This is a genomic window from Polaromonas sp. P1_E11, from assembly GCF_056405995.1.
In genome coordinates, this window is record NZ_JBFUBA010000002.1 from 116,103 (window position 1) to 130,971 (window position 14,869).

The window sequence follows — 14,869 nt, forward strand, 5'->3', positions numbered from 1 at the left end:
TCAGTCAACCGGTATCGCGGGGGCTTTTTGTTGTTCTGGTATTGTTCTTGACTGTTTTCGTCAAGTATAACACAAGCAGGGTTTTTCCCGCTGAGACAGCCCCAAACATGGGGACTAACCCGTAGGCAGACCCATTTAACGCACCATTTCAGTGCATTAAATGGAGGCAAGGGGGCTAGCGGGTCTAGGCGCGGGCTTGACCTGCAGAGGTCAGCGGCACGACATTATCGGTGCCAGGCGCACCAAAAGCCTGTTCCTTGAGGATGTGCAGCTGGTCCCGCACCCGGGCGGCCTTTTCGAATTCGAGATTCTTGGCGTGTTCGATCATCTGCTTTTCCAGGCGCTTGATTTCGCGGGCGATGTCCTTTTCGCTCATGTCCTCCACCAGCGCTTTTTGCATCTCGATCTTTTCGGCTTCCTTGCCGGATTTCTCGCTGTAGACGCCGTCGATCAAATCGCGGATGCGTTTGACCACGCTGCGCGGCGTGATGCCGTGCTCCAGGTTGAAGGCAATCTGCTTGTTGCGCCGCCTCTCGGTTTCATCCATGGCTTTTTTCATGGAGTCCGTGATGCGGTCTGCATACAAAATCGCACGGCCGTTCAGGTTGCGGGCCGCCCGGCCAATGGTCTGGATCAGGCTGCGCTCAGCACGCAAGAAGCCCTCCTTGTCGGCGTCCAGGATGGCCACCAGCGACACCTCCGGAATGTCCAGCCCTTCACGCAGCAAATTGATACCCACCAGTACGTCAAAGGCTCCCAACCGCAGGTCGCGCAGAATTTCCACGCGCTCGACCGTGTCCACGTCACTGTGCAGGTAGCGGACCTTCACGCCGTTGTCGCTCAGGTAATCCGTCAACTGCTCGGCCATGCGCTTGGTCAGCGTGGTGATCAGCACCCGCTCGTTTTTCTCGACCCGGATGCGGATTTCCTGCAGCACGTCGTCGACCTGATGGGTAGCCGGCCTCACTTCCACCTGCGGATCCACCAGCCCGGTGGGCCTGACCACCTGTTCCACCACCTTGCCTGCGTGCTCTTTCTCATAATTTGCCGGTGTGGCCGAGACAAAAACGGCCTGCCGCATCTTGGCTTCAAACTCCTCGAACTTGAGCGGCCGGTTGTCCAGCGCGCTCGGCAGGCGAAAACCGTATTCCACCAGCGTGGTTTTGCGTGCGCGGTCGCCGTTGTACATGGCGTTGAGCTGCCCAATCATGACGTGGCTCTCGTCGAGAAACATCACCGCGTCCTTGGGCAGGTAATCGCACAGCGTCGAAGGGGGCGAGCCCGGCGGGGAGCCGCTCAGGTGACGGGTGTAGTTCTCGATTCCCTTGCAGTGACCGATTTCACTGAGCATCTCCAGGTCAAACCGGGTGCGCTGCTCAATGCGCTGTGCTTCCACCAGCTTGCCGTCCGCGACGAACTGGGCCACCCGCTCGGACAGCTCCAGCTTGATGGTTTCCACGGCGGTCATGACCTTGTCGCGTGGCGTGACGTAGTGGCTTTTGGGATAGACCACAAAACGCGGAATTTTCTGGCGTATGCGGCCTGTCAACGGATCGAACAGCTGCAGCGACTCGATCTCGTCGTCGAACAGCTCGATGCGTATGGCCAGCTCGGAATGCTCGGCCGGGAAAATGTCGATCACGTCCCCACGCACCCTGAATGTGCCGCGGGCGAAGTCCTGCTCATTGCGTGTGTACTGCATGCGGATCAGCCTGGCGATCACGTCGCGCTGGCCCATCTTGTCGCCGATGCGCGCAATGAACCGCATCTGCGTGTAATCCTCGGGCGCGCCTATGCCGTAAATAGCGCTGACCGTGCCGACGATGATGGTGTCGCGCCGCTCAAGCACGCTCTTGGTGGCCGACAGGCGCATCTGCTCGATGTGTTCGTTGATGGCCGAGTCCTTCTCAATGAAAAGGTCGCGCTGCGGCACATAGGCTTCAGGCTGGTAGTAGTCGTAGTAACTGACGAAATACTCGACCGCGTTTTTTGGGAAGAACTCGCGGAACTCGCTGTAAAGCTGCGCGGCCAGCGTCTTGTTGGGCGCAAACACGATGGCCGGCCGGCCCAGGCGGGCAATCACGTTGGCCATGGTGAAGGTCTTGCCGGAGCCGGTCACGCCCAGCAGGGTCTGGAACACCTCGCCGTCGTTGATGCCCTCGACCAGCTGGTCAATCGCCGTGGGCTGGTCGCCCGCAGGCGGATAGGGCTGGAACAGCTCGAACGGCGAATCCGGGAAACGGACGAACTGGCCCACAGCGGGGTCGGTGTTGACTGAATCAGTTATGACTTCCATAGCTTCTGGCATAAAACCTCGATCAAGCCCCGTTAAAATTCAGGGCAACCAAACAGAATACGACATTCGGCCGAAAATGGAAATTGCAATCCCCATTCGCCTTGTAGTTGCCCCCGCTATCGCTTTTTGACACCTCTTGTAGCCTTTTTTTCCGGTCAGCTTGTGACCTAAATCCGTGACCTGAACCCCCTATCGTCGCTTTCGCCTTCTTTTCACTTCTCTGAGGATATTTCATGTCTTTGTTTACCGCTGTCGAAATGGCCCCGCGTGACCCCATCCTGGGCCTGAACGAGCAGTTCAACGCCGACGCTAACCCTGCCAAGGTCAACCTGGGCGTAGGCGTGTACTACGACGACAACGGCAAACTTCCCCTGCTGCAATGCGTACAGGCGGCAGAAAAACTGATGATGGAATCTCCCAAGGCGCGCGGCTACCTGCCGATTGACGGTATCGCCGCCTACGACGCCGCCGTCAAGGGCCTGGTTTTCGGCGTCGACAGTGAGCCCGTCAAAAGCGGCCGAGTGGCCACTGCACAGGGCATTGGTGGCACGGGCGGCCTGAAGATCGGCGCCGATTTTCTCAAAAAGCTCAGCCCCAATGCCAAAGTCCTGATTTCAGACCCAAGCTGGGAAAACCACCGCGCGCTTTTCAGCCAGGCCGGTTTCGTGGTTGAAAGCTATCCTTACTACGATGCAGCCAAGCGCGGCGTCAACTTCGAGGGCATGCTCGCTGCCCTCAATGCAGCCGCCGAAGGCACCATCGTCGTGCTGCACGCCTGCTGCCACAACCCGACCGGCTACGACATCACCTCGGCCCAGTGGGACCAGGTGATCGCCGCCGTCAAGGCGCGCAAGCTCACACCTTTCCTTGACATGGCCTACCAGGGCTTTGGCCACGGCATCGCGGAAGACGGCGCCGTCATCGGCAAATTTGTGGCGGCCGGCCTGAGCTTTTTCGTGTCGACGTCGTTCTCCAAGAGCTTCAGCCTCTATGGCGAACGCGTGGGGGCCCTGTCGGTGCTGTGCGAGTCCAAAGACGAAGCCGACCGCGTGCTGTCGCAGCTCAAGCTGGTCATTCGCACCAACTACAGCAACCCGCAGATCCATGGCGGCATGGTGGTGGCCACGGTGCTCAATACCCCCACGCTGCGCACACAATGGGAGCAGGAACTGGCGGAAATGCGTGTGCGCATCAAGGCCATGCGCCAAAAGCTTGTGGACGGCCTGAAGGCCGCCGGCGTCAAACAGGACATGAGCTTTATCACCGCGCAAATCGGCATGTTCAGCTACTCGGGCCTCAGCAAGGACCAGATGGTGCGCCTGCGCAATGAATTCGGTGTTTACGGCACCGACACCGGTCGCATGTGCGTGGCCGCGCTTAACAGCAAGAACATCGACTACGTCTGCGCGTCGATTGCCAAGGTCGTCTGAGGCCGTACTTCCGGATGAATTCGTCCGGGACGCGCTGAAAAACCGTCACAACCGGTTCATTCTGGAACACCTGCCTGCGCTGGGACTGCCCGACGCATGGCTGGTGGCGGGATGCCTCTTCCAGACCATCTGGAACCTGCACGCGAGCCAGCCACCCGAAGCCCACATCAAAGACTACGACCTGTTTTACTTTGACCCTGCCGACCTTTCAGGCGCGGGCGAAGCAGCCGTCAATGAACGTGTCAGCGCCTGCTTTGCGGGCCGGGGCATTGTGGTGGAAGCCAAAAACCAGGCCAGGGTCCATACCTGGTATGAGGAGTATTTCGGCTTCCCTTACCCCGCCCTGCAAAGCTCCCGCGATGGTATTGACCGGTTTCTGGTGAGCTGTACGTGTGTCGGCTTAAGGGCAAATACGGCAGAGCTGGCGGATGTAGAGCTTTATGCGCCCAACGGCCTGGCGCAGTTGTACCAGGGCAAGCTCAGCCCCAACCCGCTGTGCAACCACCTGCCGCTGTTCGAGCAAAAAGCGAAGGCTTATCAGGATCGCTGGAACTGGCTGCAGGTTATCCATCCGCAAGTGGCATGACCGGCCCAAGGCGCGGCAACGGTAAAAACCAAATTTTCTCGATAAAAACAGGCTTTATCCCTTTACTGACGGGCGCAAGCAGCTATCAATTCAATAGCGCCTCAAGCTACCTGACACTCCGCTCCAACAGATTCATCCCCAGACAACCGACCGCATGGAAATGGAGCCGGCCTGGAAGCTGGTGTTGAAAAACCGCATCGGCTCCTTCGCGTCAACCGCGCCCGCCGTATACAGCAGCGGAAGGTAGTGTTCATGGGTGGGGTGCGCCATTTTCGCCACCTGCCCCAGCTTCTGGAAGTTCTGCAGTGCATCCAGATTGCCCTGCTGCAGATAGCCACCGATCGTCTGGTCAAACTCCAGCGCCCAGTCGTAGGCCTGGTTACCCGCGGCCCCGCGCTGCATCTGGCGCAGGTTGTGCACGATATTGCCGCTCGCCACGATCAGCACGCCGCGGTCGCGTAACGCCTTCAGCTGCTTTGCCAGCGCATAGTGGTCGTCGGGCGCACGGCTGTAATCCATGCTGAGCTGGATGACCGGGATGTCCGCATCCGGAAACATGGGCTTGAGCACCGACCAGGCACCGTGGTCCAGCCCCCATTCACCTTCGTCCAGGCCCAGCGGCGCCGAGGCGCGCTGCCTGACCAATTGGCTGATCACCTGCGCCGCCGCCGTGTCGCCGGGCGCGGGGTATTGCTGGTCGAAGAGCTCCTGCGGAAAGCCGCCAAAGTCGTGGATGGTTTTAGGCTTGTCCATCGCCGTCAGCCACCAGCCTTCGGTCAGCCAATGGGCGGAAATGCACAGAATCAGCTGCGGTTTGGGGAATTTCGACCCAAACTCGGCGCCCAGCGCCTGCCAGCTGCGGCGGTACTCGTTGTCGCCGATGGCGTTCATGGGGCTGCCGTGGCCCACAAAAAGCACCGGCATCCGGTCTGATTTCTTCAGGGAGGCCAGTTGGTCCAGCGCGGAGACGTCAATCGGGGGGAGCATGTCGTTTTCCTGTTCAGGGCTGCAGCTTCAGGGCGGGCAAAGACCACCGGCTGCAGGCAGAATGGTAAGTGTTCTTTCAATCCCGCAGGTGGTGGCGGTTTCTCGTTCCGCAAGCCAAGCCGGCACCATCGTGGTGCTTTTGGCGTCAACAGTGTGAAAACCGCCCGGTATTGGTGGTTATCCTCAAATCAGTGCGGCAACCCCCTGTTATATTGCACTGCAACATATTACGATTTACCGAAGTAACCCTAAACCCAAGGTTGACCCCGATGCTGTACCAAGTCTATGAAGCCCAACGCACCTTGATGGAGCCTTTTGTCGACTTTGCGCAAGCCGCTGCAAAGCTCTACGGCAATCCCCTGTCGCCCTTGGGCCAAAACCCGTTTGCCCAACGCGTCGCTGCCGGCTACAGCCTGATTTACCGGCTGGGCAAAGACTACGAAAAACCGGCTTTTGATATCCGGACGGTGGACGTCAACGGCACCGAGGTCAGCATCCACGAACGCGTGGAAATCGACAAGCCCTTTTGCGAGCTGCGCCGCTTCAAGCGCTTCACCGACGATCCCGCCACGCTGACGGGCCTGAAGGGAGAGCCCGCCGTGCTGATCGTGGCGCCGCTGTCGGGCCACTATGCCACCTTGCTCCGGGACACCGTCAAGACCATGCTCAAAGACCACAAGGTCTACATCACCGACTGGAAAAATGCGCGCACCGTGCCGCTTTCCGAAGGCTCATTCAACCTGGACGACTACGTCAACTACGTGCAGGAGTTCATTCGCCACCTCCAGGGTATTTACGGCAATTGCCACGTCATCAGCGTTTGCCAGCCCACTGTGCCGGTGCTCGCTGCCGTGTCGCTGATGGCCTCACGCGGCGAAGCGACGCCCTTGAGCATGACCATGATGGGCGGCCCGATCGATGCCCGAAAATCGCCTACGGCCGTGAACAACCTGGCCATGAACAAGAGCTACGAGTGGTTTGAAAACAATGTGATTTACCGCGTGCCCAGCAACTTCCCGGGCGCTGGCCGCCGCGTGTACCCCGGCTTCTTGCAGCACACCGGCTTCGTCGCGATGAACCCGGACCGCCACGCCAGCAGCCACTACGACTACTTCAAGGATTTGCTCAAGGGCGACGACGCCAGCGCCGAGGCGCACCGCAAGTTCTACGACGAATACAACGCCGTGCTCGACATGGATGCCGACTACTACCTCGACACCATCAAGACGGTGTTCCAGGAGTTCAAGCTGGTCAACGGCACCTGGGACGTCAAGGGTGTGGACGGCCAAATTGAGCGTGTGCGGCCCGAAGACATCAAGACCACGGCCCATTTCACGGTAGAAGGTGAACTGGATGACATCTCCGGCTCTGGCCAGACCGAGGCGGCACACGGTCTTTGCCACAATATCCCCAAGGCGCGGCAAAAGCACCTGGAAGTCAAGGGTGCAGGCCACTACGGGATTTTCAGCGGCCGCCGCTGGCGCGAGATTGTCTACCCGCAGGTCAAGGCCTTCATTCTTGAGAACAATCGGGCTCCAGCCCAATCCAGGCGTGCGCCAGCAGCTACCAAAACGATAGCAAAACCAGTGCGCACCGCGGCAGCAAAGCCTGCCGCCAAAGCCGCCCCGAAGGCCGCAGCTAAGCCGGCGGCAAAAAAAGCAGCGCGCAGCAAGAAGGCTTGAAGGCGGCGGCAAGGCCGGGTCGTGCGAAGGTAGAGCGCAGGCAGAGCGGTCCATGACTGGTAGGACAATAGGCGGGTGATCTCCCCTCCCGACTCCAGCCTTTTCGAGCGCGTCAACGCCGCACTGCCTCAAACCCAGTGCACCCGCTGCGGCTACCCTGACTGCGCGGCATATGCCACGGCCATTGCAACAGGCCAGGCCCCCATCAACCAATGTCCGCCAGGCGGCGCTGAAGGCGTGCAGCGGCTGTCGGCCATCACCGGTCAACCCGTTCAGCCGCTCAATCCCGCCAACGGCACAGAAGGCCCGCGTGCTGTCGCCTTCATCGACGAAGCCTGGTGTATCGGCTGCACGCTGTGCATCAAGGCCTGCCCGACCGACGCCATCATCGGCAGCAACAAGATGATGCACACCGTCATCGAGCCCTGGTGCACAGGCTGTGAGTTATGCATTCCCGTTTGTCCAGTGGACTGCATCAGCCTGGAAAACGTCACGGGCGAGCGCACAGGCTGGGCGGCATGGTCCTCGCAAGAGGCCGACACCGCCAGGACCCGTTATGAATTCCATCAGGCCCGGTGCAGGAACAGCACAAGCCCGGAGGAGATGGGCACAGGCAAAGCGACAGACCTGCCACAGGCCCCGCTACCCGCCTCGGCTGCACGCCCCGGAGACGACCCCGCCGTGACAGACCGCAAGCGCATGGTGATTGAAGCCGCCCTGGCCCGCGCCCGCACACAGCGAGAGAGCGGCAAGAAGGACTGAGCAGCTCAACTCAAGGCGGCAAACGCCTTGATCACTTCAGGCGGCGCCTGGACCATTTCAATCAGCACGCCTTCACCCGAAACAGGAAACTCGTCGTTAGCCTTGGGGTGCAGGAAACAAATGTCAAAACCCGCGGCGCCCTTGCGAATGCCACCGGGTGCAAAGCGCACACCCTTGGCTGTCAGCCATTCCACAGCCTTGGGCAGGTCGTCTACCCACAGGCCCACATGGTTGAGCGGCGTGGTGTGCACCGCAGGTTTCCTGTTCACATCCAGCGGCTGCATCAAATCGACCTCGACCTTGAACGGGCCGCTGCCGATGGCGCAGATGTCTTCATCAACGTTCTCGCGTTCGCTGACGAAGTTGCCAGTGACCTCCAGGCCCAGCATGTCGACCCACAGCGTGCGCAGCCGGTCTTTGCTGGCGGCGCCAATGGCGATCTGCTGGATGCCCAGCACTTTAAATGGACGGCTCGTACTCATGCCTGGAACTCGACGATGGGCTGATCCACGCTCAAGGATTCGCCTTTGGCCGCCAGCACTTTGCCAACCACGCCGTCAGCCACGGCAAACAGCACGTTTTCCATTTTCATAGCCTCAATCACGGCCACGCGCTCGCCAGCCTGCACTTTCTGGCCCACCTGCACGGCAACATCCACCAGCAAGCCCGGCATGGGCGACAGCACGTAACGGCTCATGTCCGGCGGCGCCTTGTAGGGCATGAGCGCATGCAGCTGCGCCGCGCGCGGCGACAGCACCAGGGCGTCGAGCCGTGTGCCGTTGTGCGCAATGCGAATAGCCAGGGGGTTGCGCCCGACACCGCGCTCGACCTGCGCAGCGAACGGCTGGCCGTTCACGGTGCCCCGAATGCGCGCGCCACCCAAATGCCAGTTGCTACAGATTTCATAGCTGCTTGCGCCCGTATCTACTGTGCCGGAGCCTGATTGGGCTTGATAATCTCGCACAGTGACAGGGTGTTGCGTGTTCTGTCCCGCAGCGCCCAGGCCGACCACCACGAACTCCTCCCCTACCGTCACGCCATGGCCCGGCAACTGCCCGCTGATGCCGGCGGCTCGGCCCAGCATGCGGCGGTTGACGTAAGCGGCCAGCGCCAGCAGGAACGAAGGATCGTCGTGCGGCACGTCTTCGGCGTGAAAGCCTTTGCCGTAGTTTTCTGCAATGAAGCCGGTGTTGAAGTCGCCGGCGACGAATTTCGGATGCGCCAGCAAGGCCGCCTGAAAAGGAATGTTGCTGGAGATGCCCCGGATGACAAAGCCGTTAAGCGCTTCGCGCATCTTGGCGATGGCCTCCTTGCGGTCCTTGCCGTGCACGATGAGCTTGGCAATCATCGAGTCGTAAAACATCGGGATCTCGCCACCATCCTGCACGCCGGTGTCGACCCTCACGCCGTACAGCTGCGAGGTGTCAGCCGCGAACATCGTCTCCTTGGGCGGCTGAAAGCGCACCAGCCTTCCCGTCGAGGGAAGGAAACTGCGGAATGGGTCTTCAGCATTGATACGACACTCAATCGCCCAGCCGTTGCGCTGCACATCTTTCTGCGCAATCGGGAGCTTCTCGCCCGCCGCCACGCGAATCATCAGCTCCACCAGGTCCAGCCCGGTGATGCATTCCGTCACCGGGTGCTCCACCTGCAGCCGGGTGTTCATCTCAAGAAAGTAAAAACTCTGGTCCTTGCCGACCACAAACTCCACCGTGCCGGCGCTCTGGTACTTCACCGCCTTGGCCAGCGCCACCGCCTGCTCGCCCATGGCCCTGCGGGTCGCGTCGCTGATGAAAGGCGACGGCGCCTCTTCAATCACCTTCTGGTGGCGCCGCTGGATGGAGCATTCGCGCTCATTGAGGTAAACCACATTGCCGTGGCTGTCGCCCAGCAGCTGGATCTCGATGTGACGGGGTTCCTCGACAAACTTCTCGATGAAAACACGGTCGTCGCCAAAGCTGTTGCGCGCTTCATTGCGGCAGCTCGTGAAACCTTCGAACGCCTCCTTGTCGTTAAAGGCCACGCGCAAGCCCTTGCCACCGCCGCCGGCAGAGGCCTTGATCATCACGGGGTAGCCAATGCCCTTGGCGATCTCCACCGCCTTCTCGGCAGTCTCAATCGCATCATTCACGCCGGGAATGCAATTCACGCCCGCCGCGCCTGCCAGCTTTTTCGACTCGATCTTGTCGCCCATCGCGGCAATCGAATAGTGCTTGGGGCCGATGAAAATGATGCCCTCTTCCTCAACACGCTTGGCAAAGCCCGCGTTTTCGCTCAGGAAGCCGTAGCCCGGATGCACAGCCTGCGCGCCCGTCTGCTTGCAGGCCGCAATGATTTTGTCGGCCTGCAGATAGCTGTCACGGCTGGGCGCAGGCCCGATGTTGACGGCCTCGTCGGCCAACTCGACGTGGCGCGCATCCTTGTCGGCGTCGGAATACACGGCCACGGTCTGGATGCCCATCTTGCGGGCGGTAAGGATGACGCGGCAAGCGATTTCGCCGCGATTGGCGATCAGGATTTTTGTGAACATGCTCATGGTGGTGGCTTTGGTAGGGTCTATTGGCGCAGCTTGGCTACACATGCGTTGGTCTCAGCCGAACGTAACTTTTTCAAGAGGTCATCCGATCCAACAGTCAATCGATAGGCGGGGAATTCAAAGATCATTTTTTCGGCGACAACGCCTCGAGCCGCGGGGGTCGTATCTTCCAGAAGGAGCCACTGGCCTTCCTGATTTCTCAATGCCGTCGCCCCGGGAAGTAGCTGCAGGGAATAAGTGCTCTGCAGTTGCAGGCCAATGAGCGAAACGCCCATTCCGGTCGACTGAGCAAAGCGCAGCAAATCGGAGGCATCTACGTCATCGGTCGAGAACGTATAGACAATCGCTTCAATGTTTTTGCTGGAGCGATGGCGAAAAGTGAGCAGCTTTTCAACCGGGAATCTGTTGTCGAGCTGGCAAACAGGAAAGTTAAGCGGCTCTTGAATCACCACGTCCGGCGCACAGGGCTCAGAAAGATATTCCGGAACGCGAAGCTTTGGCTGCAGACTTTTCAGCGCCGATAGCGCTTCACTGGCAGATTGCCCTGGACTCAACGCCGGACACGATTGAGCAGAACTATTCAAAGATACAGTTAACAGCACCGCCGCAATGGCGTAACAGCGCGAATCCATGCAGCCAGTCACAGCGGAATATTCCCGTGCTTGCGCCACGGGTTCTCAATCTTCTTGTCGCGCAGCATCACCAGCGACCGGCAGATGCGCTTGCGCGTCTCATGCGGCAGGATCACGTCGTCGATAAAGCCGCGCGCGCCAGCGACAAAAGGATTGGCAAAGCGGGCCTTGTATTCGGCCTCTTTGGCAGCCAGCTTGGCCGGGTCACCCTTGTCTTCGCGGAAGATGATTTCCACCGCACCCTTGGCGCCCATCACAGCGATTTCGGCGTTGGGCCAGGCGAAGTTGACGTCGCCGCGCAAATGCTTGGAAGCCATCACGTCATAAGCGCCACCATAAGCCTTGCGTGTGATCACCGTGATCTTCGGCACCGTGCATTCGGCATACGCGTAGAGCAGCTTGGCACCGTGCTTGATGATGCCGCCGTATTCCTGTGACGTGCCGGGCATGAAGCCAGGCACGTCCACAAAAGTAATGACCGGAATGTTGAAGGCATCGCAAAAGCGTACAAAGCGCGCCGCCTTGATGGAGCTCTTGATGTCCAGGCAACCAGCGAGCACCAAAGGCTGGTTGGCGACGATGCCCACCGTCTGCCCTTCCATGCGGGCAAAACCAATGATGATGTTCTTCGCGTACTCGGGCTGGATCTCGAAGAAATCGCCGTCGTCCACCGTCTTGACGATGAGCTCCTTCATGTCGTACGGCTTGTTCGGGTTCTCAGGCACCAGCGTGTCCAGGCTCAGGTCCATTCGGCCGGCCGGGTCGGCGCTAGGGCGTATCGGCGCTTTTTCGCGGTTGTTCAGCGGCAGGTAGTTGTACAGGCGGCGCAGCATCAGCAACGCTTCAACGTCATTCTCAAACGCCATGTCGGCCACGCCGCTGCGTGTGGTGTGGGTGGTGGCGCCGCCCAGTTCCTCGGCCGTCACCTCTTCGTGTGTCACGGTTTTCACGACCTCGGGGCCGGTGACGAACATATAGCTCGAATCCTTCACCATAAAGATGAAGTCGGTCATGGCAGGCGAGTACACAGCGCCGCCAGCGCAGGGCCCCATGACCATGCTGATCTGCGGCACCACACCCGAGGCCATCACGTTGCGCTGGAACACGTCGGCATAGCCGCCCAGTGACGCCACACCCTCCTGGATACGGGCGCCGCCGGAGTCGTTAAGGCCGATGACGGGCGCACCGACCTTCATGGCCTGATCCATCACCTTGCAGATTTTCTCGGCATGGGCTTCGCTCAGGGCGCCGCCAAACACGGTGAAGTCCTGGCTGAAAACGAAGACCAGGCGGCCGTTGATCATGCCGTAGCCGGTCACCACACCGTCGCCGGGAACCTTGTTGTTTTCCATGCCGAAGTCGGTGCAGCGGTGCTCGACAAACATGTCCCACTCTTCAAACGTGCCTTCGTCGAGCAGCAACTCCAGCCGCTCGCGTGCCGTCAGCTTGCCTTTGCCGTGCTGCGCGTCGATGCGCTTCTGGCCGCCGCCCAAGCGGGCTGCCGCGCGTTTCTTTTCGAGTTGTTCAAGGATTTCTTGCATGGTGTGTTCCGCAATTTGGGACGGTGAAAGTTTATTTAACGGGTTCAAACAGAAAGCGTGCAGCGGCCTGACTCATGCGGCGTGAGTCATGCCCCACGCCCGGCACGGTGACACGTTCCCACGCCAGGGGTGTGCCCAGCTTCTGCGCCTGCGCCTGGGCCTGCTCGAAGAAGTGGGTGCCGCGCTCAAAGCGGTTCACGCCCTGGGCGGTGGCTTGCCTGGCCTTGGGAAGGTTGGCCTCATCGGTTTTTATGTCAGCTTCACCAAGCAGCACGATCAGCTTGCGGGCGAAAACCTGCCTGAGTTTGTCGGGGCTGACAATGCTTTCGTTAAGCGCGTAAGGAAATTTGTCTTCCATCAGGCCTGGATAGCGGGGCATGGTATAGCTGCCGGCATTGGCTGCCACGGCAACAGAGACACGCGGCGCCTCGGTCAGCAGCATGAAGCGGTGCACGAACTGCCCGCCGGCCGAGTGGCCGAACAGCAGATAGTCGGTCGCGAATAGGCCCTCATCGGCGCGGACAAAATCAAAAAGATGTTCGATGATCTGGAAAGACCACTGGGCACGGTCACTGCTTTCAATGCCACCCATGTTGAACAACCTGGAAGAAAACCGCGCCTCGTCAAACTCCGGGGCCAGCACGATGAGTTTATTTTTCTCGGCAAAAGGCATCCAGTTGTCGCGCATGCGCGAGCCCTGCCGTTCCGCGCCGTGGATCACCATCATCACCCGCGCATCCGGACCAGCGCTGCGCGCCTTGTAGTAATGCACAGTGACGGGCTTGTCCGCGAAATAGCCTTTGTCCGTGAAGACAAAGCTTTGCGACTCACCAGCGACCATGCCGCCCGCCCAAGTCAGGCAGGCCTGCAGAAGCAGCATGCAAAGAATGGCGATTTTCTTCATGAGTTTCCCTCTTTGGATGCCAGTGCCAACAAGCTCCTGGCAGCTGTCGATGCCGCCACTTCGCCACGCGCCACCTCAGCGAGCAGGCCGGGCAGGCGCTCGCGCACTTGCGGATCCTGGCGGAAAGCCTGCTTGAGGCCGGCGTCTATGCGTTCCCACATCCAGGCCAGCGACTGCTGCTTGCGGCGTGCCGCCAACTGGCCGTTGGCGGTTTGCAAGGCCTTGAACTGCGTCACGGCTTTCCAGAACACGTCCACGCCCTTGTTGTGAAGGGCGCTGAGCTGGATGACTTGCGGGTGCCAGTTCCTGTCGAAGCTGGCGGCCTGCGTGCTGTCCATCGCGTTGTTGACCAGACCGAACAAGCGCATGGCTGACGTGATCTGCGCCTCAGCGCGCATGGCCGCGTCGGCATCGATGTCGGCCTTGTTGATGATGACCAGGTCGGCCAGCTCCATCACGCCTTTTTTGATGGCTTGCAGGTCGTCGCCGGCATTGGGCAGTTGCATCAGCACAAACATGTCGGTCATATTGGCGACGGCGGTTTCGCTCTGCCCCACACCGACAGTTTCTACGATCACCACGTCGTACCTGGCGGCCTCGCACACCAGCATGGCCTCTCGCGTCTTCTCGGCCACACCGCCCAGGTTGCCGCTGGAAGGGCTGGGCCGGATGTAGGCACGTTCATGCACCGAGAGCTTTTCCATACGGGTCTTGTCGCCCAGGATGGAACCACCGGAGACTGAAGAGGAAGGATCGACGGTAAGCACAGCGACGCGGTGGCCCTGTGCTATCAGGTAGAGGCCCAGCACTTCGATAAAGGTGGACTTGCCCACGCCGGGAACGCCGCTGATGCCCAGGCGCGTGGCCTTGCCGGTGTGGGGCAGCAGGACCGTGAGCAACTCGTCTCCTTGGGCGCGGTGGTCGGCGCGGGTAGATTCCAGCAGCGTGATGGCTTTGGCGATGGCGCGGCGCTGCACCATCGCATCCGGGCCCATGATGGCCTGCAGAAAATCGGGTGCAGCCATTACGTCGCCAACTCCGTCACTGGCCATTCATAGTGCAGATCCACGCCTTCTTCGCCTTGCAGCACAAAACCGTGGCGCAAGTAGAAACGATTGGCATCACTTTCTTTCAGCGCGGTGAGCCTGACAACCAGACCGCGCTCGCGCGCCTGGGTCAGTACCTGCCGCAGTACCCATGCGCCTATGCCCTGGCCGCTGGCACTGCTGCGCAAATACAGGTGATCAAGCCGCAGGGCCGAGTCGCCTTCGGGCTTGAGCGTGAAAAAGCCCACGCGCTCACCGTCGAACAGGATGTGTTGCATGTACTGCGGGAAAAACCCCGCCAACAGCCGCTCGCGCGAGCGTGCGAGATCAAAGCGGCCGACGCGCTCCAGACTGGGCCGCATCGCGTCAATGCGCAAGGCCAGCATGTCCTCGAAGTCGCCGGCGAGCACCGGCTGCAGGGACAGGCGCAAACTGATGTCCGTCACCGCACACTCCTTTCGCAATAG

At 60.3% G+C, this 14,869-nt stretch carries 13 protein-coding genes; 4 read left to right on the forward strand and 9 right to left on the reverse strand.

Annotated features, from left to right (window positions below; all coding sequences use genetic code 11):
* Nucleotides 1-184 precede the first annotated feature (184 nt).
* Nucleotides 185-2,308, reverse strand: coding sequence for an excinuclease ABC subunit UvrB (gene uvrB, locus AC1D11_RS08050; protein ID WP_477646506.1), 2,124 nt, complete (start codon nucleotides 2,306-2,308; stop codon nucleotides 185-187).
* A gap of 221 nt (nucleotides 2,309-2,529) precedes the next feature.
* Between uvrB and AC1D11_RS08055 the strand changes: the two genes are divergently transcribed.
* The gene (locus AC1D11_RS08055; protein WP_477646505.1) at nucleotides 2,530-3,726 is read left to right on the forward strand and encodes an amino acid aminotransferase; all 1,197 of its coding nucleotides are present in this window, start codon (nucleotides 2,530-2,532) and stop codon (nucleotides 3,724-3,726) included.
* Nucleotides 3,710-4,312, forward strand: coding sequence for a nucleotidyltransferase family protein (locus AC1D11_RS08060; RefSeq protein WP_477646504.1), 603 nt, complete (start codon nucleotides 3,710-3,712; stop codon nucleotides 4,310-4,312). The genes AC1D11_RS08055 and AC1D11_RS08060 overlap by 17 nt, the downstream gene beginning before the upstream one ends.
* Nucleotides 4,313-4,444: 132 nt before the next feature.
* Here AC1D11_RS08060 and ygiD read toward each other — a convergent pair whose 3' ends face one another.
* Nucleotides 4,445-5,299 carry a 4,5-DOPA-extradiol-dioxygenase gene (gene ygiD / locus AC1D11_RS08065; protein WP_477646503.1) on the reverse strand — a complete coding sequence of 285 codons (855 nt, stop codon included), beginning with the start codon at nucleotides 5,297-5,299 and terminating at the stop codon, nucleotides 4,445-4,447.
* A gap of 269 nt (nucleotides 5,300-5,568) precedes the next feature.
* Here ygiD and AC1D11_RS08070 point away from each other — a divergent pair, with 269 nt between their 5' ends.
* Nucleotides 5,569-6,981, forward strand: coding sequence for a polyhydroxyalkanoate depolymerase (locus tag AC1D11_RS08070; RefSeq protein WP_477646502.1), 1,413 nt, complete (start codon nucleotides 5,569-5,571; stop codon nucleotides 6,979-6,981).
* 75 nt (nucleotides 6,982-7,056) lie between these two features.
* Nucleotides 7,057-7,743, forward strand: a complete 687-nt coding sequence (gene rsxB / locus AC1D11_RS08075; protein WP_477651080.1) for an electron transport complex subunit RsxB — start codon at nucleotides 7,057-7,059, stop codon at nucleotides 7,741-7,743.
* Nucleotides 7,744-7,748: 5 nt separating this feature from the next.
* On the opposite strand, the gene AC1D11_RS08080 is transcribed toward rsxB, so the two are convergent.
* The 7 genes from AC1D11_RS08080 to AC1D11_RS08110 are packed head-to-tail and all read right to left on the reverse strand — an operon-like array spanning nucleotide 7,749 to nucleotide 14,848.
* Nucleotides 7,749-8,225, reverse strand: a complete 477-nt coding sequence (locus AC1D11_RS08080) for a VOC family protein (protein WP_477646500.1) — start codon at nucleotides 8,223-8,225, stop codon at nucleotides 7,749-7,751.
* Complete coding sequence (locus AC1D11_RS08085) at nucleotides 8,222-10,273, reverse strand: acetyl-CoA carboxylase biotin carboxylase subunit (protein WP_477646608.1); 2,052 nt, start codon at nucleotides 10,271-10,273, stop codon at nucleotides 8,222-8,224. Before AC1D11_RS08085 ends, AC1D11_RS08080 begins: the two co-directional genes overlap by 4 nt.
* A gap of 26 nt (nucleotides 10,274-10,299) precedes the next feature.
* The gene (locus AC1D11_RS08090; RefSeq protein ID WP_477651079.1) at nucleotides 10,300-10,950 is read right to left on the reverse strand and encodes a hypothetical protein; all 651 of its coding nucleotides are present in this window, start codon (nucleotides 10,948-10,950) and stop codon (nucleotides 10,300-10,302) included.
* On the reverse strand, nucleotides 10,920-12,452 hold the full coding sequence (locus AC1D11_RS08095) for an acyl-CoA carboxylase subunit beta (protein WP_477651078.1): 1,533 nt from the start codon (nucleotides 12,450-12,452) through the stop codon (nucleotides 10,920-10,922). Before AC1D11_RS08095 ends, AC1D11_RS08090 begins: the two co-directional genes overlap by 31 nt.
* 31 nt (nucleotides 12,453-12,483) lie before the next feature.
* Complete coding sequence (locus AC1D11_RS08100; protein ID WP_477646497.1) at nucleotides 12,484-13,356, reverse strand: alpha/beta hydrolase family protein; 873 nt, start codon at nucleotides 13,354-13,356, stop codon at nucleotides 12,484-12,486.
* On the reverse strand, nucleotides 13,353-14,381 hold the full coding sequence (gene meaB / locus AC1D11_RS08105) for a methylmalonyl Co-A mutase-associated GTPase MeaB (RefSeq protein ID WP_477646496.1): 1,029 nt from the start codon (nucleotides 14,379-14,381) through the stop codon (nucleotides 13,353-13,355). The genes AC1D11_RS08100 and meaB overlap by 4 nt, the downstream gene beginning before the upstream one ends.
* A complete protein-coding gene (locus AC1D11_RS08110; protein ID WP_477651077.1) occupies nucleotides 14,381-14,848 on the reverse strand; it encodes a GNAT family N-acetyltransferase in 468 nt (155 codons plus the stop codon). Before AC1D11_RS08110 ends, meaB begins: the two co-directional genes overlap by 1 nt.
* Nucleotides 14,849-14,869: the final 21 nt, after the last annotated feature.

Coding starts and splice junctions, on each gene's coding strand:
- ygiD (WP_477646503.1), bottom strand. CDS start 5,299: ATGCTCCCCCCGATTGACGTCTCCGCGCTGGACCAACTGGCCTCCCTG.
- uvrB (WP_477646506.1), bottom strand. CDS start 2,308: ATGCCAGAAGCTATGGAAGTCATAACTGATTCAGTCAACACCGACCCC.
- AC1D11_RS08055 (WP_477646505.1), top strand. CDS start 2,530: ATGTCTTTGTTTACCGCTGTCGAAATGGCCCCGCGTGACCCCATCCTG.
- AC1D11_RS08095 (WP_477651078.1), bottom strand. CDS start 12,452: ATGCAAGAAATCCTTGAACAACTCGAAAAGAAACGCGCGGCAGCCCGC.
- meaB (WP_477646496.1), bottom strand. CDS start 14,381: ATGGCTGCACCCGATTTTCTGCAGGCCATCATGGGCCCGGATGCGATG.
- AC1D11_RS08080 (WP_477646500.1), bottom strand. CDS start 8,225: ATGAGTACGAGCCGTCCATTTAAAGTGCTGGGCATCCAGCAGATCGCC.
- AC1D11_RS08070 (WP_477646502.1), top strand. CDS start 5,569: ATGCTGTACCAAGTCTATGAAGCCCAACGCACCTTGATGGAGCCTTTT.
- AC1D11_RS08085 (WP_477646608.1), bottom strand. CDS start 10,273: ATGTTCACAAAAATCCTGATCGCCAATCGCGGCGAAATCGCTTGCCGC.
- AC1D11_RS08100 (WP_477646497.1), bottom strand. CDS start 13,356: ATGAAGAAAATCGCCATTCTTTGCATGCTGCTTCTGCAGGCCTGCCTG.